Origin of the sequence: Methylorubrum sp. SL192, assembly GCF_026672325.1 — a bacterium.
In the GTDB taxonomy this organism is placed as follows: Bacteria; Pseudomonadota; Alphaproteobacteria; order Rhizobiales; family Beijerinckiaceae; genus Methylobacterium; species Methylobacterium extorquens.
Window position 1 is genome coordinate 4,601,036 of sequence record NZ_JAPPQV010000003.1, and the last position, 21,079, is coordinate 4,622,114.

Consider the following 21,079-nt stretch of genomic DNA (forward strand, 5'->3'; position numbering starts at 1 on the left):
ACTCTGGATCAGCGCTATGCTGAGCATTGGGCTCCGCTCATGCATGATCCCTCGATGCTAAAATTCTGTGTCGAGCGTCTTCTATGGGTGGTTTGCGACCCTTTCCGAACTGGCAGCAAGCCGACATTCCGGCACCGACGACCTCATCAGCAAAAATTTACATAGGAGTAGTTGACCGCTGCTTTCTCATCCCCTTCGTAGAAGGATGACAACGCCAAGCTTCCAATGGCCATGCGGCGACAGCGAGATGGCCGGGCGCATTCGCTCGTTCGATTGGGCATCAACACCGCTAGGGCCGATCGGGCGCTGGCCACATAGCCTGCGCTCCATCATCGACCTCATGCTCGATGCTCCCTGGCTGGCCGTCGTCGGCTGGGGGGCGGATTTCTGTGTCGTCTACAACGACGCGTTCGCCGCGACGCTGAAGGACGGGGCCGAGTCCGCCCTCGGCCGTCCCTTCCGCGAGGTCTGGATGGACCCGGCGCGGGACGAGATCCTAGCTGGGATCAGGGCCGGGAAAGCCCGCCGGGTCGTCGATCGTTGCGTGGAAACTCCGCACCGGGCCGAGCAGCTCCAGGGCTGGTTCACCTCAAGCTGGACACCGCTCCGAGACGAGATCGGCACGGTGGTCGGCTTCCACGTCGCTGCGATCGAGACGAGCGACCGCGTCCTGGCCGAGCGCGCTCTGCAGGAACGCAAATCGCAGCAGGCCTTCTTCCTGCGGCTGTCCGATGCCCTGCGCCCGCTGGCCGACCCAGCCGCGATCCAGGACGAGGCCTGCCGCCTGCTCGGCGAGCATCTCGGCACTGACCACGCCTTTTACGTCGCGATCCACGAGTCGGAGGGCGTCGCAGTAGTCGAGCAAGATCATGCCCGCGGCGTCCCCTCCTTTACCGGCACCCACTCCCTCGACACCCTCGACTGGGTCGTTCCGCTCTACCGGCAGGGACGATCGATCGTGGTTGCGGAGACGCGAAGCTCCGACCTCATCCCTGAGTCAACAAAGCCCCACTTCATGAAGGACGGCATTGCCGCCTGGATCGGAATCCCTCTGGTCAAGCATGGCGAACTGGTCGGCATCCTCAGTGTGGTGCACGGCAGCCCGCATGCCTGGAGCGAAACGGAAGTTGCTCTCGTTACCGAGACGAGCGAGCGCATCTGGGCCGCGATCGAGCGGGCGCGGGCGGAGCAACAGGCGCGGGATGCGGAAGCCCGACTGCGCACTATGGCCGACGCCGCGCCGGTGCTGATCTGGGACAGGGATTCGGCCGGGAACGTCTTCGTCAACGAGCATTACCTCACCTTCTTCGGCACCACCTTCGATGACTTGATGGCGAAGGGCTGGGTCCGCTTCATCCATCCCGACGACGCAGAGGCTTATACTGCGGCTTATGAAGAGGCCGATGCCCGGCGCCGGCCCTTCTTCTACGAGGTCCGTGTCTTCCGGGCCGACGGGCAATGTCGCTGGCTGATCGTTTCCGGGCGACCGCACGGCAAGGACCGGTTCGTCGGCATCTCGATCGACATCACCGAGCGCCGGGAGGCCGAGGAGCGCCTGACGCGCAACAACGCGATCCTGCGTGGGATCAACCGGATCTTCAGCGCCACCTTGAGCGCGGCGTCCGTGGAAGATCTCGCCCGCATCGCCCTCGGCGTCGCGGCCGACCTCACCGAAAGCCCCGCCGGCCTCATCGCCACCACCGAACTCGGCACGGGCCGGCTCGTCACCCTGGCCACGATCGAGGGAAGCGAGCCGAACGGGGCCGCCGCGCTCGAACGCACGTTCTGCCACCGGTATGATCCGGCGATGCGGGGCCTCGATTCCGCCGAGCGGACGCCATCCGACGCGATCCTCCGTATTCCCCTGGCCGAGGGCGCGGCGGTGGCCGGCATGATTGGCCTCGCCGGCCGGCCCGGGGGCTACCGGCCGGAGGATCGTGTGGCAGCCGAAGCACTCGCCCCAGCGATCCGCCACGCGCTCCTGAGCAAGGGCAGCGACTTGCGGCTGCGCGAGAGTGAGGCGCGCTTCCGCCAGTTCGCGCAAGCCTCCTCCGACGTGCTGTGGATCACCGACGCGCAGACCTTCGCCACCGAATTCGCGAGTCCGGCGCTGCAGCCCATCTATGGCCTGTCCGAGGCCGAGATCCTGGGCGATGCCCGGCTCTGGGCCGCCCATATCGTGCCCGAGGATCGTGCCCGGACCTTCGCCGAGATGGAACGGGTGCGCGGCGGCGAGGCCGTGGTCTACGAGTTCCGCATCCTGCGCCCCTCGGACGGGTCGTTCCGCTGGATCCGCAACCACGTCTTCCCGCTCCTCGACGAGGACGGCCGGGTGCGGCGCATCGGCGGCATCACCAGCGACGTGACCGAGATGCGTCAGGCCGAGCATCACCAGCGCGTGCTGCTGGCCGAGTTGCAGCACCGGGTGCGCAACATCATGGCGCTGACCCGCTCCATCGTGATGCGCTCGGGCGAGCGCGCGGAGAGCGTCGAGGACTACGCCGCCTTGGTCGGCGGGCGCCTGCTGACGCTCGCCCGCGTCCAGAGCCGGCTCACCCGCGCGGCCGACGCGGGAGTGGCGATCTCTGCGATCCTGCACGACGAGATCGGCGCGCAGGCCGAGCGCGACGACCAGTACGATCTGGCCGGCCCCGAGATCGAGCTGGCGCCCAAGGCCGCCGAGGTGCTGACGCTGGCGATCCACGAACTCACCACCAACGCCCGCAAGCACGGGGCGCTCTCGAACGGGCGCGGCCGAGTCTCGGCACGCTGGCGCCGCGTCGACCGCAACGGCGGCCCCTGGCTGAGCTTCCTCTGGATCGAGTGCGGCGGCCCGGCCCCGGCGGACGGCGCGGAGCGGCGGCGCGGCTTCGGCAGCGAGCTGATCGAGGGGATGATCCCGTACGAGTTGAGCGGCCACGGCCGGATCGAGCTGACGGCGGAGGGCGCCCGCTGCCATCTGGAGTTCCCACTTCAGGATGGGGCAAGCATCCTGGAGACCGGCTCTCCAGAGCGCGCGACCATGTTCGGAGGAGCGATCGACATGACGGTCGAACCGGACCTGACTGGTCGTCGCATCCTGGTGGTGGAGGACGATTACTACCTCGCGACGGACATCGCTCGGGCGCTGCGCGGTGCCGGCGCGGAGGTTCTGGGTCCCTGCGCGACGGAGGACGATGCACAGGCGGAGCTGGACGAGCAGCGTCCCGACGCCGTGGTGATCGACGTGAACCTGGGCCTGGGTCCGTCCTTCAAGCTGGCATGGAGGCTGAAAGACGGCGGGATCCCATTCGTGTTCACGACCGGCTACGACGCGGGTGTGATCTCGCCGGAGTTCGAGGCGATCGAGCGATTGGAGAAGCCGCTTCAGCTCCGGCACATCGTGGGCGCGGTCTTGAGACTGACAGCGGCCACATAGCCCGAGACCAGACCTTCCCATGGTCCGCAATGGGTCGCAAGCGGCGGTTCAGTGCGTGTCGGCACAAGGTCAGCTCATGGCGCACAGCCGAACCTCGGCATGCAAGCTTCCGACCCCAGGCGGACCCTGAAGCCGCCGCCGGCGAAGGTCCGAATGGGATTCTTTTCAGAATGTTCTAAGTGCGCCTGATACAACCTCTCGATCTGGTGCAGTGTAATCAGGCTGGCGTGAAGGAAGGTGAAGGTCTCGTAATTTTCGGCGCGACGCTCATAATGGATGAGCATTCAACGAGCGCGGTTGCGCGATATGGGCCTGACTAACGGCCTGGCTTCGTTCGATCACCTATGAGCTGGGCAGCGGCAAGAAGGCGACGCTCTACCGCTTTCCATACAAGCCTCCGGACGTTGCGGTAACTAAGCCCGACGCCCGACAGCGGGCGCTGTCTGAGCGGAGAGAAGAGCGGGGTTTTAGGCCGCCAACTCCGGATCCAGACCTGGGCGGCGAACCAACCCAGGGATGGGCGGCGGCCTAACCCAGGGGTGGGCGGTGGCCCAGGGATTCCCTGTATACCTTCCCTAGACTCTTCCCAGGACGATCCTGCGGATCATGAGCCCAAATTCATGCAGTGTTGGGATTGCCTTGAGGACACATAGAACCGGCTTCCCGAAGGGGTGGTGGAATGCCCAGCGTGCGAAGCCAAGGAAGCACTTCGGTACGATTACCTGGAAGTTATCTCCCCGCCTGAAGATGACAAATAAGCAGGAAGCCGAGTTTCATTCTCAAGACCGAGGAAGCTCCCAGGAGCGCGGGGTACTGACGCGGGGATCATAACCGCGCCAAGTCCCGCGCTCGGCAGCCGAGAAACTCCGGCACGCACGTTCCCGCACCAGTCCAGGCTTGAGTGAGCCACAAAGGGCCAGAGCTCGCCACCGATCCGCCTTGTCTGGACCGGGGTCCGCAAAAACCGGCGCAGCCGCTGGTGAGGCTGCCAGCGCCACTAGGACGGCAAGGCGAAACCCGATCAATAGAGCCTCACCCCGAACCACGACAGCCACAGGCGGTTGAGGCGCGTATTCCGCTTCGGGTCATAAGCCGCGAGATGGGCGCGGCACTGCGCAATCTCCCGATCGCGCTGCTTGCGCCGAGTTTCCCGGTCCAGCAACTCGGTCGGCGCGAGCATGTGAAGGCCCCGCACCGCCTGATCGGCGGCATCCTTCCCGTACAGCCTCACCCATTCATTGGCGTGCATCTCCAGCACACGAGTGCGGGCAGCCCAGAAACTATCCCCGCACGAAACCCGACGGTTCACGTCCTCAAGGGCCTCCATGAGGAGCGCCTGTGCGCAGTTGCGAATTGATGGATCAACGTAAATCCTGGCCATCTTTTTTCCTGCAAGGCAATATATCATCTAATCGAAAATATAAAATACATCGTCGATCGGCAAGAGCCGAATCTATTGTATCTGGCGGGATATACTGTTTTTACTTATATATGCCGAAACGCGCTTCCATGCCCCTCGGCTCACATGAGGGGGTGGGGGGCTAGCTTTAAGCGGGAGCAAAACTTGGGGGGGACCGCTTGGGACGTCTTTTCTGCGCGCGAGAGCGAAAAAAAATCGACGGTGGTCCGCTTGTTTGCGGTCTGAGCGTCAACTGGCGTTGAAAAAGGGTTCATCCGCATTTTCGGTACAGACGACTGGTCCAGGCGTTGATCCGCGTTGTGGCCCGGGGGTGATCGGCCCCCACGCGGTGGTCCAAGTTCTAAGTTAGTGCAGGGTCGGCCTTTGCTCCACGGGTCGCTTGGCCGGCGGAGCCGACCGGGTGAGCGCAGCCGGCCAAGCGGTGAAGGCCGGCACGAACACCTCCGGGGCCGGTGGTCGGTAGCCGAGCGAGGCGTGCGGACGCACGCTGTTGTAGTGTCGACGCCAACTCTCGATCACGATCTGCGCCTCCTTGAGCGTGTAGAAGATCTCACCGTTCAAAAGCTCGTCCCGTAGGTCACTTCCGTCACGCCGATGGCCCGGATCGCCTCCGCCACGCTCTGGCCCTGCGAGACCAGAACATCCACCTGCCGCAGCTTGGCGACTACGTCCTCCGGCTTATGCCGCTTCGTTCCCATCTGTCCGTCCTCATCTGGCTCGAAAGCCATACCTCAGGGCGGACCACTTCAGTGGGGGCGGATCAGGACAGGCTGCCCGACGAAAATCATGCATTCGGCTACATAGGTTCGGATGCGGTGGCCTTTCCTGCCTCCGCCATCCCGGAAGAAATGCGACCACCTGGGTGGCTCGTAGCAAACGAGGGCAAGGAGTTGATCGGAGCAGTTACGTTTTCTGCACTACCCGCGGCGGAGACATTCCAGCAGGCTTTCGCCCTTTGGACCGTTGCCCAACTCGAGGCGCTTCGGCCCGCATTAGTACATGTGTAGGGCTTGCGCTGAGATTTCGATTAGCCAATGCGCGACGTGGCGCCATCATCAGTTTTGGTAGCGGGACGAAGAGGTGCAAGTTGACATATGCGTGCTCTTGGTCCGGCTGGCTTTGGACCGGGCTGATTGACACCCTTGCCACTCAAGTCGCGAGTCGTTGGCCGTCTATTCGCTTGGTAATGACCTCGGGTCGGCAGGGCCTCACCAGCGACGATCTGCCAGACGACGGGCAATTCCTTGGGAAACCCTATCACCAGCACCAGCTAGTGAGCGCGATAGCTCACGCAGGCTGAACCCTCCTTACCCCTCAGCCGGGCCGCTCTGCCCTTCCTTGGCTCCTCCCTGAGGATCGGTGCTGTCCTCGCCAGATACAGTGCCGGAGCTGTGACCCTGCGGGGTCAGGCGCGGCCGATCAGGGGCCTCAGGCTGCTTGTCCGCGGTGCGATCGATTTCGCTGCCATCCCCGTGAGACGCTCGCGGATCGGTGGCGCCATATTGCTGGACCGCAAGGTCCTCAGTTCGGTTGGGCGTGTGGGCCATGATGCACCTCCGCCGGGCCAACCAGCGGGTGGCAGCGAGGTTCATGGAGCATGCGGGTGAAATCCGAATCGGGTGGGTGCACGGCGTGCAGGTCGCAAATTCCCCAGCATCCGCGAAACCACCTGCTGTTACCCTCCGCGTTACCCCTGCAAAGGAGGTTGCTCGGGGATTCTAGCTAAATCGTTGATTCTGTGGTGAGCGCGCTGGGACTCGAACCCAGGACCTACAGATTAAAAGTAATTTCGGCAGGGCAGAAAGCGCCGAAGAAACAACGGCGGCGGTTTCCAGTAGGGCGGTGCAGAACGGGCACTCTGGAGATGGGGGCGGTGCCGGTTTGGAAACCGCGCAGAGTGCTCTGGGGGTGCCCCCTGGCGACCACCTCGTCCACGTCGCGTACAAGCTGCTGCGCCTCTTTGAGACGGGAACTGGTCGCAACCGGCGCTGCGCCATCGGCGAGGCCCTTCCGTTCGCGCTTCCATTCCTGCGGGGCTCGCTTCGGCTTCGGCTCAGCCGCATCCCGGCCGCTATGGTGGCCGAGGCCACTCGCTTGCAGCATCGAGACATCAGCGGCGAGAGCGGCACCCATCGCGTGATGAAGGCGGCTGCTGTCCTCTGGATGAGAACCGAGGGCGCTCGCGACGCACGCGATGAGGTGTCCTGCTTCGTCGGCCGGGCAGACGCCTTCAGCGCAAGCCAACGCTAGGCGGTGGAGTGCGGGAACACGTCCATCACGAAGTTGGACAACTTCATCTGCGCTCGCCGCCATGATCCCGGCTGCCGCCTCGCGATCATCCCGTATCAGCGGAACGGCTTTGACGACGCCGTGCGCGGCCTCCTCGCCGTGGACATTGAGGTGACGCCTGAGGCCCGCCGCGATCTAGCCGCCTACAGCGTCGCGCTGGTCGATGGCTTCGTCGGTTCTGCGAACGCTGGCCGGCGACCGAAAGGCTACCGTGCCGCCCTCTCTCGCTTGAACGGGAGGGCAGGCTCATGACCCGCGTCCTCGTCTGCGGCGGTCGTATGTTTGGCCGCGTCGCCCACGACGTCCCCGATGATCGCATCCAGGCTGAGCGAGAGCGAGCCGCGCGAGAGCGGCAGCGGTTCCACGCCGAGATGGATCGCCGTCGAGCAGAAAAGGGCATCAACAAAGTCATCCAAGGTGGCGCTACGGGTGCAGATGCTCTTGCGCGGGGATGGGCGCGAGATCGCGGCATAATCTTCGACAGCTACATTGCCGACTGGGGATGGAGCCGACGTGCCGGTCCAATCCGAAACGCCCGAATGCTCGCAGATGGCAAACCGCATCTCGTGATCGCCTTTCCCGGCGGCAGGGGCACCGCTGACATGATCAGGCAAGCGGAAGCCGCTGGCGTCCCCGTCGTGCGGGTCCAGCCCGTCCCCTCCCCCGATCCAAAAGTCGTGCCGTCCTGAGGAGATGATGATGAGCGAGAGCGACACGATAATCGCCGCCTACCTCGCCGCATATGGGCAGGCGAACGGCGCGAAACCGCCCTTCCGGCTCGTCTACGAAAAGGGGTGGGTTCGGTTCTACTCCAAAAACAGTTCGTGGGTCATGGACCGCAAGCGTCTAGGCCACCTCGTCTCCATGGCCGAGACCTTGCAACGGCGCGCTGCTGACCGTCCCGCATCCTAGGAGCCCCCCATGTCCGAAGTCGAACGAGAGCACCAGTGGAACCGGGACAGGCTGTTGGCCGAGATGGCTGAGGCTCTGGAACGGGTCTTGGAGCTGACCCGGCACGCGCACCCTGCCGGGGCGATGATCTCGCTTGGATCGGCCTGGCAGCAGGGTCGGCTTGAGGCGGCTCGGGAGAGGTTTGCATCCTCTCTGGAGAAGCGGGCAATGGCTGAGGAGGTGGTGTGATGTCCGAAAGGCCGACGACCGTATGGGTGACGAAATACGCGGTGACGAGCGGGATCTACGAAGCCTTCGTGACCGGCGAGAACAACTCGTTTTTGTCTGTCCAGCACCCGGCCCGAGGTGATCAGGTGCTCGTTCCTAGCGAATGGCGCCCCACCCGCGAAGCCGCCCTCGCCCGCGCCAACGAGATGAAAGCCGCCAAGATCGCCAGCCTGAAGCGGCAGATCGCGAAGCTGGAAGCCCTGGAGTTTTGAGATAAGCGTGATCGCAGCAATCAAGGCCATCGGCGACGAGATGACCGAACGCGGATGGGACAAGAACGGCGCGGCCGGATCAGTGAAGCGAGATGCCGAGGGCAAGATCGTCGCCCAGCACGACTCGGCCGAGTGCATGCGGGACTTTGACGACGCTCGCGATGCCATTGCTGCTCGTGAGGCCCTGGCGGAATTGAAGCGTCGCGGCTCGGCCTGACCGCCCTCGCGGAGCCCCCCGCTCCGCGCTAACCTGCCAGGATGAAGCCCAAGCCGCCCGACCGCACCGTCGCCGACTGGATCGCCGAAGCGCTGACCACGATGGCCCTGCATTGCTCGTGCGGGCACAATGCGACGGCGACGCTGGCCGATCTTCCGCCGGCCCTGACGCGAACGCGCCTCGGACAGAACGCTCGTTGCGCCGAATGCGGCAAGCGGGGCGCCCAGGTCATGCGGGACATGAAGGCGCATTACGCAGGGCTTGAGGCAACCGGCTGGAGTTGCGAGCCGAAGCCATGGCCGGCTAGCTCATGACCGAGGCCACCGATCAATCCGCCGCTGAGATGCGCGGCCTTCTCCGGTTCGCGCAGGGCCTCGGCCTGGACGAGGCGACCGTGCGGGAGATCTATGAGGCCGTCGGGCGCGAGGCTGCGGACGCCGGCGTCAACGACGGCGAACGTATGGTCGAGGTGCGGACGCGGATGCTGGCGGCTATAAGTTAGGCCGTTACATCGTTCGCACATACGGTCGGGCGCCGCACCGATCACGGGCTTGTGATACATGTAAATTCGAGCGCTCGCGTCGAGTGATAACGCTCCAAAGCTATCTACTTATGGAGCTTAGCCTTGAGAGAATGTCAACAATTGTTAGACGTAAGAGTTCTCATCATTGAAGATGAGTATCTAATCATGAAAGAAGTCAAGTTTATTGTCGAGAATGCCGGCGGCATTGTGGTGGGAGCGCACGGCAGCCTTGACGACGACGTTTTCAAGCGCTCCGCGATAAGCTCAGACATCGCCGTACTCGACATCAACATCCGCGGAGAGATGAGCTACCCGCTTGCTGATGTTCTGCGCGAGCGCGGCGTTCCATTTATATTTGCCACCGGCTATGATCTCGACGTCATGCCGGATAAATTTTCGTACGTGCCGCGGCTTCAAAAACCGTTTCATGCGAAGGAGCTTGTGAGAGTCCTAGCCGATACTTGCGCGAAGGAGTCACCTATTAGATGAGCCGGGATGAGCCCTTGGCTTCTGAGGGCTTCTTCTTCGCGATCTGTTTTCAGCGCCGTGTCGAAATCCGTTTCACTCTCGCTCGCGCCAGCCCAACGCGCGGCTTCGATGAAGCGGCGGCGCTGTTTCTCGGGCGTCGGCTTCTCGGCGCCGAGGCCGTGTGCATGGGCTGGACAACGCCCCAACTCTTCGGCGCTCATCCTGCGCACTGCACGCTGCGCATAGACTGGTGCGGGGTGATGATCACCGGCGGGCACAAGGCGGTCGGCATCGAGCCGAACCGGATCCTATTCGGCAACGTGAGCGGCTACCGAGACACGCTAGGTGCGCCGACTGGTATCCCGATCTGGGAGTTCGCGGCGCGGGCGCAAAATGCGTGAGCAGTCAAGGCGCCGATTGCTTTGGCAGCCCTCGAACATATGCTAAGAAGTGCCTTAAGGGTGCACTCGCGAGACAACACGAAATGGGAACGTACCGGCTGCATCGCGGGTGGCGCGAGCACAATGGGCTTGTGACGGATCACGCCACGTCGGGTCAGACGATCACAGCACCGACTGCCTACGACGCTGTGGCCGCAGCTCTCGCCGACGGCGACTTTCTCGTTACCGAGGACACCAATCTGGCTTGGCTCACGGACGATCACGGCGCCTTGGTTTGGTCCCTTCCGCTGGACGATGAAGACCTGATCCCTGGCGACTGAACGCCTCCGCTTTTCTACCTGCTGTCCCGAAATTGAAAGAAGAGACTCGCAACGAATGCGAGCAGCCTGCGACATGCCAATGCCCCCTGTGAGCCGCTGCCTGCAAGAATTCGATCATCTCTCCCGTTTGACGGACAGCACGGTCTCGGCTCGCCTTGAAGCAGCACTCGACGAGCTGGAAACAGCCTATCTCGAGCCGCAGCAGCGCTTAGTTGCTTACGACGCGGTGTTGCGACGGTTCCGCCGACCGCGGCATTCTCAGGAAACGCCATTTAGTCATTTTGTGCGTCCGCGCATCGAGATCCGGAGAGATAAGCTCGCTGTGCAGGCAACATGACAAAATCAAGACAGCGCGCCCGAGCGTCGTGTGGCCATCGCGACACAGCGTCTGAGCCAAAGGGAGTGCTACAAAAAGTCTAGTTCCTGATCTGAGACCAGGGGACCAACTTAAGGCACTCCGATCAACACCTGAGTGCCTTTTTTCGGGTTCATATTCGGGATATAATTCTGAGATCTATCGGCTGCATGCGCCATATGTAGAATCAGGAGGCATGGTATGGTCGAGCTGATGCTGCTGATCAGTCTGGCCTTGACCGCTATGATGATTGCGCCAGATCATCCACGAGCCAGCTTCATGTGGAGTGGGCTCGCTGCTCTCGGCATCGCAATTTTTGCTCTAGGACTTGAGTAGCGCCTCATAACCCGCCGCTGTTCTGCGCCGCTCATTCGCCTTCCGCCGTAAGCGGCGCGCGAGTAATCCGAGACATGCCGATCACTATCGCCGAGTGCGGGACGAGAGCCGGTTTGACCCAAGACCGCGACAGGACCGTCCATAACCCAGTGCCGGCGGCCTTGATAGAAGCGCTGGCATGCGCACCATCATCGAGATCAACAACGACAGCGCCATGGGCATGCGCAATGGTGGGCAGGAAATGGCCGACCTTCTCGCCCGAGTCTTGATGTTGGGAAGTGATGCGGCGTGGGACCGGCTGCAGCCATTTGGGATTAATCGAATCGTCGAGCATCACCCGACCGAGCCGCCCAAGGTAGTTGTCTGCGGGCGCTAGATCGCGGTCCGGTAGGCCAAAGACGCCCCCCCACGCGTCGGGTGCCGGCGGGGCTTGGTAGGGTCGCAGATGCGAGGCGATCGGCATCGAGGCGGACCGCGGATCCTATTCGGCAACCTGATTGGCTATCGCGGCGTTCCGGGCACCCCAGTTGGCATGCCGTTCTGGAAGTTCGTCGGTCGGGCGCGGAAGGCTTGATGTTCCCCTTGGACTACACCATCGAAGAGAGCGCCAACGGCCAGTTCATCGTAAGGGTCGGCGAGGACGTGGCAGGCCACGTGTCCGAAGATGCCGAGCAACCGGGCCTCTGGGTTCTGGAGGATGCCGACGGCCACCTCGTGGGGCGGCATCACGATCGAGAGGACGGCGCTGCGTTTCTGGCTCTGCGGTTTGCGGCAGAAGGCCAGGACCAGCAATGACCAACGACGAACGCTCCGCCGCCGAGATGCGCGGCCTTCTCCGGTTCGCGCAAGGCCTGGGCCTGGACGAGGCGACCGTGTGGGGGATCTACGAGGCCGTCAGGCGGGAAGCTGCGGCGGCCGGCGTCAGCGATGATGACCGGATGGCCGAGGTTCGGAAGCAGATGCTCACGACTGTGGCGCAATCGCGCGAGCAAGCCCTACGGCCTCCACTTGCAAGAGCGCCGTCAGCGACGGCGTGCTCGTTGCAGTCGGTGACGTGGAGCGTCGCGAGCTGGTGCCGCTCGTTGTCTTCAATCTCGGCGAAACCGCGCAGCCGCGCAACTGATCTCGACTCGGAGATGATCTGCATGCACGATCGTCTTTTTCAAACATAGCCGGCTCGATTTAACGCGTGATCAAGCCGCTTCTTCCTAGAAGTCAGCCATCCTGATCGGATCGGCAGGCTTTTTATGCGCATATCTCTAGGGCTCAAGCTCACGATCGTGGTGGGGTTGCTTGGCCTTGTCGGTGCCGGCATCTCGGCCTTCGCCCTACGGCAGGCGGCCGAGGCGCAGGCGCGCACAGCGCTCACCGAGTCATTCTGGAGCGCCGGGCTGCAGGCACGGGGTCTTGCGCAGGCGATCGAGCACGCCGTCGTCCAGGCCAGCGCCGTCTACACTGCGGCCGACACGGCGGAGGCGAAAGAGCGGCTGTCGGCCTTGCAGGCGGCGCTCGTCGAAGTGGAAGCCAGCCGCGGTCCGTTTCTCGCGGCGATGGAGGGACACCTTCCGCACGAGCGCCGCCGTAGACTTGATCTCGGTGTCAGGGAGTTCATGGCCTACCAGACCGAGACGGCCGAACTCGGCCTCACCGTCTCGCCCCGCGCCGCCCTGATCCAGGCCACCGACGAGGCGACGGTGAAGAATCGAGAGCGCATGGTCGCGGAGATCGGTGCGCTCGGGCGCGACGTGCTGGCGCGCCTCGACGGGCAGCGAGAGGCTGCGGCCCAGGCGCAACGGACCGCCTCCCTGACCCTCGTCGGCGCACCGGCCGCAGCCCTGGTACTGGCGCTGCTCGCCGCTCTCTGGATCATCCGCACTCAGATCCAGCGCCCGCTGCACCGCCTGAAGGTCACGATGCAGGCGCTCGCCGACGACCGCCTCGACGCAACGGTGCCGTTCACGAATCGACGGGATGAGATCGGCGAGATGGCGAGCGCGATCGCGCATTTCCGGGTGGCGCTGATGGCTAAGCGCGAACTCGATCAGGCTGCGCAGGAACGGCTGGCCGAGGACGACTTGCGCGCCGCGCGGCTTGCAGCGGCGACCCGGGCCTTCGAGGACGAGACCGGCCGCGCAGTCGCGGATCTCACCGCTTCGGCGCAGGCCATGCGGTCGGCGGCCGATCGGCTTCGTGAGACCGCAACCGATACGACCCTGCGCGCCGAGCAGGTCTCGGGCACTTCCGACCAGTCGGCGCAGGTGGTGGACAACATCGCGGGCGCCGCCGAGGAGTTGTCGGGTTCCGCACGGGCCATCGGCGAACGCGTCCGGCGTGCGAGCCGAATCGCCGAGACCGCACTCAGTGACGCCCGTGGCTTGGAGAGCACGGTCGGGATCCTGTCCCAGGCGGCGGAGGAGGTCGGGGCCGTGGTGACGTTGATCCGCACGGTCGCGGGCCAGACCAACTTGCTGGCACTCAACGCAACGATCGAGGCCGCCCGCGCGGGGGAGGCCGGGCGCGGCTTCGCGGTGGTTGCGGGCGAGGTGAAGGCGCTCGCCGGTCAGACCGCTGCCGCGACCGACCGAATCGCGGCGCAAGTTGCGGCGATCCAGCTCGCTGCGGACGGCACGACGGGTGCCATCGGCGGAATCGGTCAGACGATCGCGCAGTTGAGCCTCATCGCTGCCGAAGTGGCGACGGCAGCCGAGCAGCAGGGTCAGGCGAGCCACGAGATCGCCCGCTCCATCGCCGGCGCGGCGGTGGATGCCCGGACGGTTTCGGAGAGCATTATAGGTGTTCGGGCTGCGGCGGTCTCGAATGAACAGCGCTCGGACGAGGTCCGCTCCGGCGCGCAGCGGGTCGGTGAGGGAAGTGCAGCGCTCAAGGCCGCGATCGGCACCTTTCTGGAACGGGTGCACGCCGCCTGAGTGCGGCGTAGGGCGGTCACCAGACCCGCCACACTCTGTTGCCCAGGTCTGCTCAGCTTGCGCGGATCATGTCGACGGCGCCGCGGCAGGACGGTGCCACCTCAGCGACGACCCGCTCAAGAGGTGTCAGGCCGAGCCAGACCCCCGCTGCAGTGGTGACGGCCCACCAATAGTCATCACCGACGCGCTGAACCAGGGTCGGTAGTGCAGAGGACATGCAGCTTTGCGCCTGAGCAACCACCTCCGGCGCCACCTTGGCTTTGCGAAGACGGTCGGCCACCTCGGCTTGGACGGGCTGTAGGATCAGGGTGCTGGCGAGGAAGTAGGCGACGCTAGTCAGCATGGGCGTAACTCTTCTCGATGCCTAGCCGACGCAATCCGATATCGCACAGGCTATCGACAGCACCTGTGTCAAGTGGGGCCGGATCGGGCTGGTCCGGTACAACTCGGGAGACAGAAAGGTCGATCCAAGCCCAAATCGACGTCCGTTGGCATTGGAATGCGACCCTGCGCCAGTTTTGATCACTGGCCTCGCGGCCCGCGCTCCACGCACGGCGCCCGCAACACCTCCTCTGGCGTCTCGCGGGCGAACGTCGTCAGCGGTCCGATGGTGATCTCCGAACGCGCGTGCGGCCGGTCACCCTTGGTTTCTACCTTCAAGCCAGCCATATCCCCAGTATGTCCTACCGCGTCGGATTCCGAAAAGACGGCGTCGTGTCCGGCGAGATCCACGACCTCGAAGACCGGGACACGGCGAAGCTCGTCGCTGTCGAGCAGATGGCCCGGTTCGATGCTGAGATAGCCATCGTGATCGATGTAGATGGCAGCGGAGTTGAGGTCGCATCCATAAGTCGAGAGGCTATGGTCTGGGACGACGAGTAGGCGACGACACGGGATGTCACGGCTTCCGGTCGATCTGGAACCGCACCACGTTCTGCGCCCGCGTTGATCCGCCCCCACTGAAGTGGTCCGCCCTGAGGTATGGCTTTTGAGCCAGATGAGGACGGACAGATGGGAACGAAGCGGCACAAGCCGGAAGACGTGGTCGCCAAGCTGCGGCAGGTGGATGTTCTGGTCTCGCAGGGCCAGAGCGTGGCGGAGGCGATCCGGGCCATCGGCGTGACGGAAGTGACCTACTACCGCTGGCGCAAGGAGTACGGCGGCCTGAAGAGCGATCAGGTTCGACGGATGAAGGACTTGGAGGTTGAGAACCAGCGGCTGCGCAAGGCGATTGCGGATCTCACCCTCGACAAGCTGATCCTGCAGGAGGCCGCTCGGGGAAACTGACCAGCCCCGCGCGCCGACGCGCCTGCATCGCGCATGTCATGAACGTCCTAGACGTCTCCGAGCGCCGCGCCTGTCGGGCGCTCGGGCAGCATCGCTCGACGCAGCGCAAGGTGCCGCGGGGAAGAGAGGATGAGGCCGCGCTGACAGCCGACCTCGTGGAACTGGCTCGCCAGTACGGGCGCTACGGCTACCGGAAGATCGGTGCATTGCTGAAGGCGGCGGGCTGGTTCGTCAACGACAAGCGGGTCGAACGGATCTGGCGGCGCGAGGGGCTGAAGGTCCCGTCTCGGCAGCCCAAGCGCGGCCGCATCTGGGACGGGGATGGTTCCTGCCTGCGATTGCGGGCGGAGCGTCGCGATCACGTCTGGTCCTACGACTTTGTCGAAGCCCGCACGCACGAGGGCCGCAAGTTCCGGATGCTGAACGTGGTCGATGAGTTCACGCGGGAGTGCCTGGCGATCCGCGTCGCACGCAAGCTCAAGGCGGCGGACGTGATCGACGTGCTGTCCGACCTGTTCATCCTGCGCGGCGTGCCCGGCCATATCCGCTCGGACAACGGTCCGGAGTTCATCGCCAAGTCCGTGCAGGCCTGGATCACCGGTGTCGGCGCCAGAACAGCCTACATCGCACCCGGCTCGCCATGGGAGAACGGTTACGTCGAGAGCTTCAACGCACGACTACGGGACGAGCTTTTGAACGGTGAGATCTTCTACACGCTCAAGGAGGCGCAGATCGTGATCGAGAGTTGGCGTCTACACTACAACAGCGTGCGCCCGCACGCCTCGCTCGGCTACCGACCACCGGCCCCGGAGGTGTTCGTGCCGGCCTTCACCGCTTGGCCGGCTGCGCTCACCCGGTCGGCTCCGCCGGCCAAGCGACCCGTGGAGCAAAGGCCGACCCTGCACTAACTTAGAACTTGGACCACCGCGTGGGGGCCGATCAGAACAAGTTGAGCGCGAACTCCTGACCCAAAGCAGGCCCTCGCCACGTCCGCTTTCGGGCAGTCTGATAAGGGGCACGAGCGTTCGATAGTGGCCGAAAGCGGACCGGCAGCTGTCGGCGTCCAAGCATTGAAAGCGGATGCGTGATAGGCCGGCGTTCGCGCGCCGCGCCCATCCGTGACCGGGTTTGCGTCATGCCCCTTGCGTTGGCCTGGCCCGTAACCAAACCTTTTCCCGGGCGGCGCGGCGTGCTGCCGGGCTCGGGCGGCGGATCACCGTGATCATCTCCTACCAAACGAGGGAACAGCAGGTTCTCTGCTGTAAGATCGATGAGGGCGAGGCGACGTTCGGTGCCCCCGCTGCCCAAGCGCTCGTCGCAACGATAGCCGACCTCGAAGCGTTCGAGACGGCGGAAGAGATGGTAGGTTTCTGGCCAGGCGTCAAAATCTCGGGTGACAAGTCTATCGAGGTGGAGATCGGCTCCTACTTCCGTGCGACACTCGTGCCTGCCGGGGTGAGATTCGAGCGTTCCGCCGACGGCGTGCCGAACTGGTCTACGGTCCGGTATCTTAAGCTGGTCGAGCTTGTCAGTTGCCCATGATCCACGAGCAGTCCCTCCAACGCGACTGGTTCTCCAAGCCGGGCGACTCGGTGCTCTCGCTCATGGAGCGACGCAATCTGAGCGCTGTCGACGTGTCCGCTTCGCTGCACGGCGGCATCGAGACGCTGCGTGGGCTGGTCTCGGGCAGCGTCCGGATCGATGGCGAGCTCGCGGACAAGTTGGCCTCGGTCCTCGGGGGCACCCCGGGCTTCTGGCTCAGGCGTCAATCCGGGTACGAGGAAGCGTTGGAGCGGGTCGTCAGCGCCGTCGTGTCAGGCCACTTTGTCGAGTGGCTGGAGCGCGTGCCGATCCCGGGCTCGACCGGGCGGGCGAGAATGACCGAGGGCGAGAAGCGCTCCGCCGTGCGGCAACGACTGGTGTTCTTCAACGTGAACGGGCCAGACGCTTGGGCACGGCGTTACGCCTCGACCAATGAGACGCGCTTCAGGACGTCAAACTCCTTCTCGTCCAGCGAAGGCGCCACGACGACATGGCTGCGGCTTGGCGAGCTTGAGGCGTCGTTGATCCAAACGGGGTGCTGGGATCCCGACGCGCTGCGCACGCTCGTTCCCGAGATCCGGACCCTTACGAGCATCAGCCAGCCCGCCCGTTTCCTCCCGAGGCTCAGGGCCATGCTCGGCAGCGTCGGGGTGGCCCTGTCGGTCGTACGCGCGCCCGACGGGTGCAGGGCCAGCGGAGCAGCCCGGATGCTCTCGCCGACGAAGGCCATGGTCCTGATGAGCTTTCGGCATCGCTCGGACGACCATTTCTGGTTCACGCTCTTCCATGAGCTCGGTCACCTGCTCCTTCATGCAGGGGCCACGTTCGTCGATGGCGAGGGCACGACCGCCGACGAGCACGAACGCGAGGCGAACGAGTTCGCGCGTGATTGCATCATTCCCGCTAGCCGCCGTGCCGAGTTCGAGGTCCTGCGCCCGGACCGTACCGCAGTGCTGCGGTTCAGCGTATCGGTCGGGATCGCCGCGGGCATGATCGTCGGCCAGATGCAGCATAGCGGGATGATCCCCTACGACCGCCTGAACACCTTGAAGCGGCGTTGGAACTGGGACGACATCCGCGAGGCGCTGCCCTAGCCCTTGAAGTGGACGAACCTGTCGGGGCTCTTCTGCCAATTGCAGAGAGCGTCCTCCATCACCGCCATGCCCACGCCCAGGTCCCGGTCGAGAACGTCGAGCCGCGCCTGCAGCACGTGGAGCGGCGTCGCGCTCCGCGCCTGCCCGTCGAGGAGCAGGCGGGCTCCCATCGCTGGGCCGGTGGCGCCGTCGAGGTAGGCGGACCCGGCCGCTATGGGCGCGATCCGGTATCGACCGATCAGGGAAAGGTAGTCGAAGCGGGCGAGCCGACCGAAGGTCGGCATCGGGAGCTCGCGGTAGAGGACGTCGAAGATGGCGTGGGGGTCGTTGCCGGCCCGCCTGACGACATCGGCGAAAAAGCGGGCGTGACCCGCAGGTCCGATCCATCTCACGTAGCTGTCAACTACCGCGCTCATGGGACGGGAGGCGTTCGGGCGGAGGCTCTCGTACTTGCGGTGGTTGCCGAACTTGCCGCGGATCCCCTGCCAATTCGCAGCGAGCCACGCGTTGAAGGCCGCGGGGTTGCCGCTGACCGTCGCCCAGTCCCACCTTCCCTGTCCGAGCCGACCGTAGACGTCGCGCAAGCGCAGCCAACCGGTATCCACGGGACGCGCGAAGTGGGTCATCAGGAAGACCAGCCAGGCAGCCTCGTCGACGTCGCCGTTCTGCACGTGGTAGGCGACCGCGCGTTCGGCATCGAACCCGGGATCGTTCGGGTCGGCCCGACGGGGATGGATCGGCCCGCGCTGGACGACTTGGTAGTAGCTCTCGCGCCGCAGGCTGGCGATGAACTGCGTGGCGAGGCAGTCGAGCGCCGCGGGCGCCGCGATGCCCGGGAGAGGATGCTGGTGCCGGCTCAGGGAGTTCGCGATGCGCGTCTTCTCCCCGGCCCAGGACGGCCACGTCACTCCGGCTTCCTCCTCGCGTCGACGGGTTCGCGGGGCGACGGTTCCTTGAGCTTCGCTCCCCGGCGGCCCTCAAGATAGGCACGGTAAGCAGGCTCTTGAAGCTCGGCCTTCAACTCGTCGAGGCGAGCCTCGTCACCTGAGGACCAGAACACCTGCATCATCCGCAGGATGTCGGCCCAGTAAGGTTCCGGCAGGAGTTCGCCGGCGACGACCCGTTCTTTCAATCGGACCCGCCCCTCGGCGGCCACGAGAGCGTCGACATGCTCGAAGGGGTCGCCCTTCGGCATCTCAGGCATTTCGAACGTTCGCTGGTACCCTTCGTCCAGATACTCAAGGAGCGTTTCGTGGCGATCGTCGTAGAAATGCATGCTCCCGACATAGTGTAGGTACTCTCCGAGCTCGACTCCCAGGCGCCTCGCCATCATCTCCTGCAACATCGAGAAGCAGAAGACGTCGTGCGGCAATCCGAGGACGGCGTCGTTAGAGCGCATGTTGACCGACATGTGCAGCGAGCCGTCCCTGAGGTGGAACTGCAGGCTGATCGTGCACGGGGTCTCGGGGTGATGGAACGGAGTGCCGAGATCGGCAGGATAGTCGAGCGCGATGTCCTCGGCGTTGAAGAGCTGGATGACGGCGCGCTTGGACGAGGGCTTGTACCGCAGCAGGCGGATGACGCTATCGACCTGATCGATGCCGTTTCGCATGGCGAAGAGACGGGGGCCGTACCCACCAGGCACAACGCCGTCGACGGCCTCCTTCCTATAGTCGGGGATGTACGGCTCGATGAAATCGAGCCTGTTCAACTGGGTTAGGTACCAGAAGAACTCGCCGAGCGCGCTGAACGGCTTGCCTCGATTCTCGGATCGACTCAGGCGTGCCCTGGGCTTGGCGATGCGGAGCGCGACGCCCAGCATCTCGATCGTTTCGCCACGGGATCCCTTATTACGAGCGCCTTGGTCGAGCAGCCGCCGGTAGAGCTCGATCAGGATGTCGTCGAGGCCTTCGCCGCTGATTTCCACCTTCGATCACTCCGCTCCGTGCCGGCTTAGAGTCCGTCCGATAAGTCATTCTGCTCGCCCCAGCCTTCGAACGAGGATCATGACGGCAGCAGCGTAGAGGAAGGCTTGTGCGGAGGCGAGGGTCGCCTCCGGGTCCTTCCAGAGGCGTCGGTTGCGGCTGATCCATCCGAAGAAGCGTTCCACCACCCATCGGCGTGGATGCACGGCGAAGCCGACCTGATCCCTGGGTTTGCGTACGATGTCGATGGTGATGAGGGTGGCGGTCGCGGGTCTGTGGCCGGCATAGCCTGCATCGGCGAAAGCCTTGACGATGAACGGGAAGGTCCGCCGCGACAGGCGCAGCACCGGTCCGGCCCCATCGCGATCCTGGATGTCGGCAGCCTGCGGATCGAGCACGAGGGCACGCCCGTCCGTGTCGACCAGAGCCTGACGCTTGCGGCCCTTGATCTTCTTTCCAGCGTCGTAGCCGCGTGGTCCGCCGCTCTCGGTGGTCTTCACGCTCTGGCTGTCGAGCACGGCCGCCGTTGGCGAAGCCTCGCGACCGGCCCGCTCCCGGTCGGCCATGACCAGGGCGTGGTTGATCCGCCCGAACAATCCCTCGTCCCGCCAGCGGCTGAAGTAGCCGAACGTCGTGCTGCGCGGAGGGAGATCCTTTGGGATCAACCGCCAGGCGATGCCGCCGCGCAGCACGTAGAAGATCGCGTTCAGAACCTCCCGCATCGTCCAGATCGGCGGGCGACCACGCGAGGCGGGATCCGGCATCAAGGGCGCGATCACCGCCCATTCCGTATCTGTCAGGTCGGTTTCGTATCGCAGGCGCGCACGGTTATGCTGCCGGCGAGTGGTCGGGGTCCACATGGCACGTCCAGATCAGGCTTCAGCACCCTTCTGGAATCACCGCCATCCCGGCCACTCACCCCCAGCAGGACATTATCGGACGGGCTCTAACGCTGATCCGGATCTACGAAGCGCTGCGCGGGCTCGGCTAGAGCCGCCACCGTATCAAGCCATCGCGACGTCCCCCTCATCGTCCGCCTGCCGACCTACAGGCCCACAAAAGCAGGGGCCTGCCCATCATGCACGACCGAACAGCCAACATGCTAACTCCTGACCCATTGCAGACGGTCGGAATGTCCTGTGTGGATGGCTCCCGCATTGCAAGTG

The 21,079-nt window shown here is 64.5% G+C and carries 27 protein-coding genes and 3 pseudogenes; 23 read left to right on the top strand and 7 right to left on the bottom strand.

The window, feature by feature from the left end:
- Positions 1-247: 247 nt before the first annotated feature.
- Positions 248-3,418 (top strand): PAS domain S-box protein, encoded by a 3,171-nt coding sequence (locus OVA30_RS22180; RefSeq protein ID WP_268176955.1) that lies wholly within the window; start codon positions 248-250, stop codon positions 3,416-3,418.
- Positions 3,419-4,439: 1,021 nt separating this feature from the next.
- Here the strand turns inward: OVA30_RS22180 and OVA30_RS22190 are convergent.
- The 3 genes and pseudogenes from OVA30_RS22190 to OVA30_RS22200 all read right to left on the bottom strand — a co-directional run.
- Positions 4,440-4,799: a hypothetical protein gene (locus tag OVA30_RS22190; protein ID WP_268176956.1), complete on the bottom strand. Its 360-nt coding sequence runs from the start codon at positions 4,797-4,799 to the stop codon at positions 4,440-4,442.
- A gap of 384 nt (positions 4,800-5,183) precedes the next feature.
- Positions 5,184-5,414, bottom strand: a pseudogene (locus tag OVA30_RS22195) (integrase core domain-containing protein); the annotation flags it as partial.
- Positions 5,411-5,536: pseudogene (locus OVA30_RS22200) on the bottom strand (IS3 family transposase); the annotation flags it as partial. The pseudogenes OVA30_RS22195 and OVA30_RS22200, both read right to left, overlap by 4 nt.
- A 1,183-nt stretch (positions 5,537-6,719) precedes the next feature.
- Here OVA30_RS22200 and OVA30_RS22205 point away from each other — a divergent pair.
- The 18 genes and pseudogenes from OVA30_RS22205 to OVA30_RS22285 all read left to right on the top strand — a co-directional run bounded on the left by OVA30_RS22205 (position 6,720) and on the right by OVA30_RS22285 (position 14,065).
- Entirely contained in the window at positions 6,720-7,088 is a 369-nt protein-coding gene (locus tag OVA30_RS22205; RefSeq protein WP_268176957.1) for a hypothetical protein, read from the top strand.
- A 33-nt stretch (positions 7,089-7,121) separates the two neighbouring features.
- Entirely contained in the window at positions 7,122-7,379 is a 258-nt protein-coding gene (locus OVA30_RS26060; protein WP_442786124.1) for a hypothetical protein, read from the top strand.
- 26 nt (positions 7,380-7,405) lie between these two features.
- Positions 7,406-7,816 carry an SLOG family protein gene (locus OVA30_RS26065; RefSeq protein ID WP_442786135.1) on the top strand — a complete coding sequence of 137 codons (411 nt, stop codon included), beginning with the start codon at positions 7,406-7,408 and terminating at the stop codon, positions 7,814-7,816.
- A gap of 10 nt (positions 7,817-7,826) precedes the next feature.
- Complete coding sequence (locus OVA30_RS22215) at positions 7,827-8,039, top strand: hypothetical protein (protein WP_268176959.1); 213 nt, start codon at positions 7,827-7,829, stop codon at positions 8,037-8,039.
- 9 nt (positions 8,040-8,048) lie between these two features.
- Positions 8,049-8,267: a hypothetical protein gene (locus OVA30_RS22220; RefSeq protein WP_268176960.1), complete on the top strand. Its 219-nt coding sequence runs from the start codon at positions 8,049-8,051 to the stop codon at positions 8,265-8,267.
- Complete coding sequence (locus tag OVA30_RS22225; protein ID WP_209688498.1) at positions 8,267-8,518, top strand: hypothetical protein; 252 nt, start codon at positions 8,267-8,269, stop codon at positions 8,516-8,518. The genes OVA30_RS22220 and OVA30_RS22225 overlap by 1 nt, the downstream gene beginning before the upstream one ends.
- 7 nt (positions 8,519-8,525) lie before the next feature.
- The gene (locus OVA30_RS22230) at positions 8,526-8,735 is read left to right on the top strand and encodes a hypothetical protein (protein ID WP_268176961.1); all 210 of its coding nucleotides are present in this window, start codon (positions 8,526-8,528) and stop codon (positions 8,733-8,735) included.
- 41 nt (positions 8,736-8,776) lie between these two features.
- A complete protein-coding gene (locus OVA30_RS22235) occupies positions 8,777-9,049 on the top strand; it encodes a hypothetical protein (protein ID WP_268176962.1) in 273 nt (90 codons plus the stop codon).
- A complete protein-coding gene (locus OVA30_RS22240) occupies positions 9,046-9,237 on the top strand; it encodes a hypothetical protein (RefSeq protein WP_268176963.1) in 192 nt (63 codons plus the stop codon). Before OVA30_RS22235 ends, OVA30_RS22240 begins: the two co-directional genes overlap by 4 nt.
- 186 nt (positions 9,238-9,423) lie before the next feature.
- Positions 9,424-9,747, top strand: coding sequence for a response regulator (locus tag OVA30_RS22245; protein WP_268176964.1), 324 nt, complete (start codon positions 9,424-9,426; stop codon positions 9,745-9,747).
- Complete coding sequence (locus tag OVA30_RS22250) at positions 9,744-10,127, top strand: hypothetical protein (RefSeq protein ID WP_268176965.1); 384 nt, start codon at positions 9,744-9,746, stop codon at positions 10,125-10,127. The genes OVA30_RS22245 and OVA30_RS22250 overlap by 4 nt, the downstream gene beginning before the upstream one ends.
- An 83-nt stretch (positions 10,128-10,210) precedes the next feature.
- On the top strand, positions 10,211-10,447 hold the full coding sequence (locus tag OVA30_RS22255) for a hypothetical protein (protein WP_209688503.1): 237 nt from the start codon (positions 10,211-10,213) through the stop codon (positions 10,445-10,447).
- 73 nt (positions 10,448-10,520) lie between these two features.
- Positions 10,521-10,784 carry a hypothetical protein gene (locus tag OVA30_RS22260; protein WP_268176966.1) on the top strand — a complete coding sequence of 88 codons (264 nt, stop codon included), beginning with the start codon at positions 10,521-10,523 and terminating at the stop codon, positions 10,782-10,784.
- A 219-nt stretch (positions 10,785-11,003) separates the two neighbouring features.
- The gene (locus OVA30_RS22265; protein ID WP_268176967.1) at positions 11,004-11,138 is read left to right on the top strand and encodes a hypothetical protein; all 135 of its coding nucleotides are present in this window, start codon (positions 11,004-11,006) and stop codon (positions 11,136-11,138) included.
- A 178-nt stretch (positions 11,139-11,316) separates the two neighbouring features.
- Positions 11,317-11,514: a hypothetical protein gene (locus tag OVA30_RS22270; RefSeq protein ID WP_268176968.1), complete on the top strand. Its 198-nt coding sequence runs from the start codon at positions 11,317-11,319 to the stop codon at positions 11,512-11,514.
- A gap of 206 nt (positions 11,515-11,720) precedes the next feature.
- Positions 11,721-11,933: a hypothetical protein gene (locus OVA30_RS22275; RefSeq protein ID WP_442786125.1), complete on the top strand. Its 213-nt coding sequence runs from the start codon at positions 11,721-11,723 to the stop codon at positions 11,931-11,933.
- Between the two features lie 223 nt (positions 11,934-12,156).
- A pseudogene (locus OVA30_RS26070) lies at positions 12,157-12,261 on the top strand (tRNA pseudouridine(55) synthase TruB); the annotation flags it as partial.
- 124 nt (positions 12,262-12,385) lie between these two features.
- Entirely contained in the window at positions 12,386-14,065 is a 1,680-nt protein-coding gene (locus OVA30_RS22285; protein ID WP_268176971.1) for a methyl-accepting chemotaxis protein, read from the top strand.
- Between the two features lie 52 nt (positions 14,066-14,117).
- Here OVA30_RS22285 and OVA30_RS22290 read toward each other — a convergent pair whose 3' ends face one another.
- Positions 14,118-14,408, bottom strand: a complete 291-nt coding sequence (locus OVA30_RS22290) for a hypothetical protein (protein ID WP_082289641.1) — start codon at positions 14,406-14,408, stop codon at positions 14,118-14,120.
- A gap of 284 nt (positions 14,409-14,692) precedes the next feature.
- On the opposite strand from OVA30_RS22290, the gene OVA30_RS22295 reads away from it, so the two are divergent.
- From OVA30_RS22295 to OVA30_RS22310, 4 genes are all read left to right on the top strand, one after another.
- Entirely contained in the window at positions 14,693-14,947 is a 255-nt protein-coding gene (locus tag OVA30_RS22295; protein WP_268176972.1) for a hypothetical protein, read from the top strand.
- A 129-nt stretch (positions 14,948-15,076) separates the two neighbouring features.
- Positions 15,077-16,260 (top strand): IS3-like element ISMex5 family transposase gene (locus OVA30_RS22300; RefSeq protein WP_085985476.1). Its coding sequence is split into 2 segments (ribosomal slippage): positions 15,077-15,341 and positions 15,341-16,260, totalling 1,185 coding nucleotides; the frame shifts between segments, so codons are not numbered across the junction.
- Between the two features lie 310 nt (positions 16,261-16,570).
- Positions 16,571-16,894: a hypothetical protein gene (locus OVA30_RS22305; RefSeq protein ID WP_017483147.1), complete on the top strand. Its 324-nt coding sequence runs from the start codon at positions 16,571-16,573 to the stop codon at positions 16,892-16,894.
- Positions 16,891-17,988 carry an ImmA/IrrE family metallo-endopeptidase gene (locus OVA30_RS22310; protein WP_268176975.1) on the top strand — a complete coding sequence of 366 codons (1,098 nt, stop codon included), beginning with the start codon at positions 16,891-16,893 and terminating at the stop codon, positions 17,986-17,988. Before OVA30_RS22305 ends, OVA30_RS22310 begins: the two co-directional genes overlap by 4 nt.
- Here OVA30_RS22310 and OVA30_RS22315 read toward each other — a convergent pair.
- From OVA30_RS22315 to OVA30_RS22325, 3 genes are read right to left on the bottom strand one after another with little or no spacing between them, the layout of a single operon-like run.
- The gene (locus OVA30_RS22315) at positions 17,985-18,896 is read right to left on the bottom strand and encodes an alpha-glutamyl/putrescinyl thymine pyrophosphorylase clade 3 protein (RefSeq protein WP_017483145.1); all 912 of its coding nucleotides are present in this window, start codon (positions 18,894-18,896) and stop codon (positions 17,985-17,987) included. The genes OVA30_RS22310 and OVA30_RS22315 overlap by 4 nt on opposite strands.
- The gene (locus tag OVA30_RS22320) at positions 18,893-19,915 is read right to left on the bottom strand and encodes a thymidylate synthase (RefSeq protein WP_268176977.1); all 1,023 of its coding nucleotides are present in this window, start codon (positions 19,913-19,915) and stop codon (positions 18,893-18,895) included. Before OVA30_RS22320 ends, OVA30_RS22315 begins: the two co-directional genes overlap by 4 nt.
- Positions 19,916-19,960: 45 nt before the next feature.
- Entirely contained in the window at positions 19,961-20,773 is an 813-nt protein-coding gene (locus OVA30_RS22325) for an IS5 family transposase (protein WP_268176978.1), read from the bottom strand.
- Positions 20,774-21,079 lie beyond the last annotated feature (306 nt).

Coding starts and splice junctions, on each gene's coding strand:
- OVA30_RS22310 (WP_268176975.1), top strand. CDS start 16,891: ATGATCCACGAGCAGTCCCTCCAACGCGACTGGTTCTCCAAGCCGGGC.
- OVA30_RS22250 (WP_268176965.1), top strand. CDS start 9,744: ATGAGCCGGGATGAGCCCTTGGCTTCTGAGGGCTTCTTCTTCGCGATC.
- OVA30_RS22285 (WP_268176971.1), top strand. CDS start 12,386: ATGCGCATATCTCTAGGGCTCAAGCTCACGATCGTGGTGGGGTTGCTT.
- OVA30_RS22240 (WP_268176963.1), top strand. CDS start 9,046: ATGACCGAGGCCACCGATCAATCCGCCGCTGAGATGCGCGGCCTTCTC.
- OVA30_RS22215 (WP_268176959.1), top strand. CDS start 7,827: ATGAGCGAGAGCGACACGATAATCGCCGCCTACCTCGCCGCATATGGG.
- OVA30_RS22180 (WP_268176955.1), top strand. CDS start 248: ATGGCCGGGCGCATTCGCTCGTTCGATTGGGCATCAACACCGCTAGGG.
- OVA30_RS22270 (WP_268176968.1), top strand. CDS start 11,317: ATGCGCACCATCATCGAGATCAACAACGACAGCGCCATGGGCATGCGC.
- OVA30_RS22260 (WP_268176966.1), top strand. CDS start 10,521: ATGCCAATGCCCCCTGTGAGCCGCTGCCTGCAAGAATTCGATCATCTC.
- OVA30_RS22235 (WP_268176962.1), top strand. CDS start 8,777: ATGAAGCCCAAGCCGCCCGACCGCACCGTCGCCGACTGGATCGCCGAA.
- OVA30_RS22190 (WP_268176956.1), bottom strand. CDS start 4,799: ATGGCCAGGATTTACGTTGATCCATCAATTCGCAACTGCGCACAGGCG.
- OVA30_RS22325 (WP_268176978.1), bottom strand. CDS start 20,773: ATGTGGACCCCGACCACTCGCCGGCAGCATAACCGTGCGCGCCTGCGA.
- OVA30_RS22255 (WP_209688503.1), top strand. CDS start 10,211: ATGGGAACGTACCGGCTGCATCGCGGGTGGCGCGAGCACAATGGGCTT.
- OVA30_RS22265 (WP_268176967.1), top strand. CDS start 11,004: ATGGTCGAGCTGATGCTGCTGATCAGTCTGGCCTTGACCGCTATGATG.
- OVA30_RS22245 (WP_268176964.1), top strand. CDS start 9,424: ATGAAAGAAGTCAAGTTTATTGTCGAGAATGCCGGCGGCATTGTGGTG.
- OVA30_RS22290 (WP_082289641.1), bottom strand. CDS start 14,408: ATGCTGACTAGCGTCGCCTACTTCCTCGCCAGCACCCTGATCCTACAG.
- OVA30_RS22220 (WP_268176960.1), top strand. CDS start 8,049: ATGTCCGAAGTCGAACGAGAGCACCAGTGGAACCGGGACAGGCTGTTG.
- OVA30_RS26065 (WP_442786135.1), top strand. CDS start 7,406: ATGTTTGGCCGCGTCGCCCACGACGTCCCCGATGATCGCATCCAGGCT.
- OVA30_RS22225 (WP_209688498.1), top strand. CDS start 8,267: ATGTCCGAAAGGCCGACGACCGTATGGGTGACGAAATACGCGGTGACG.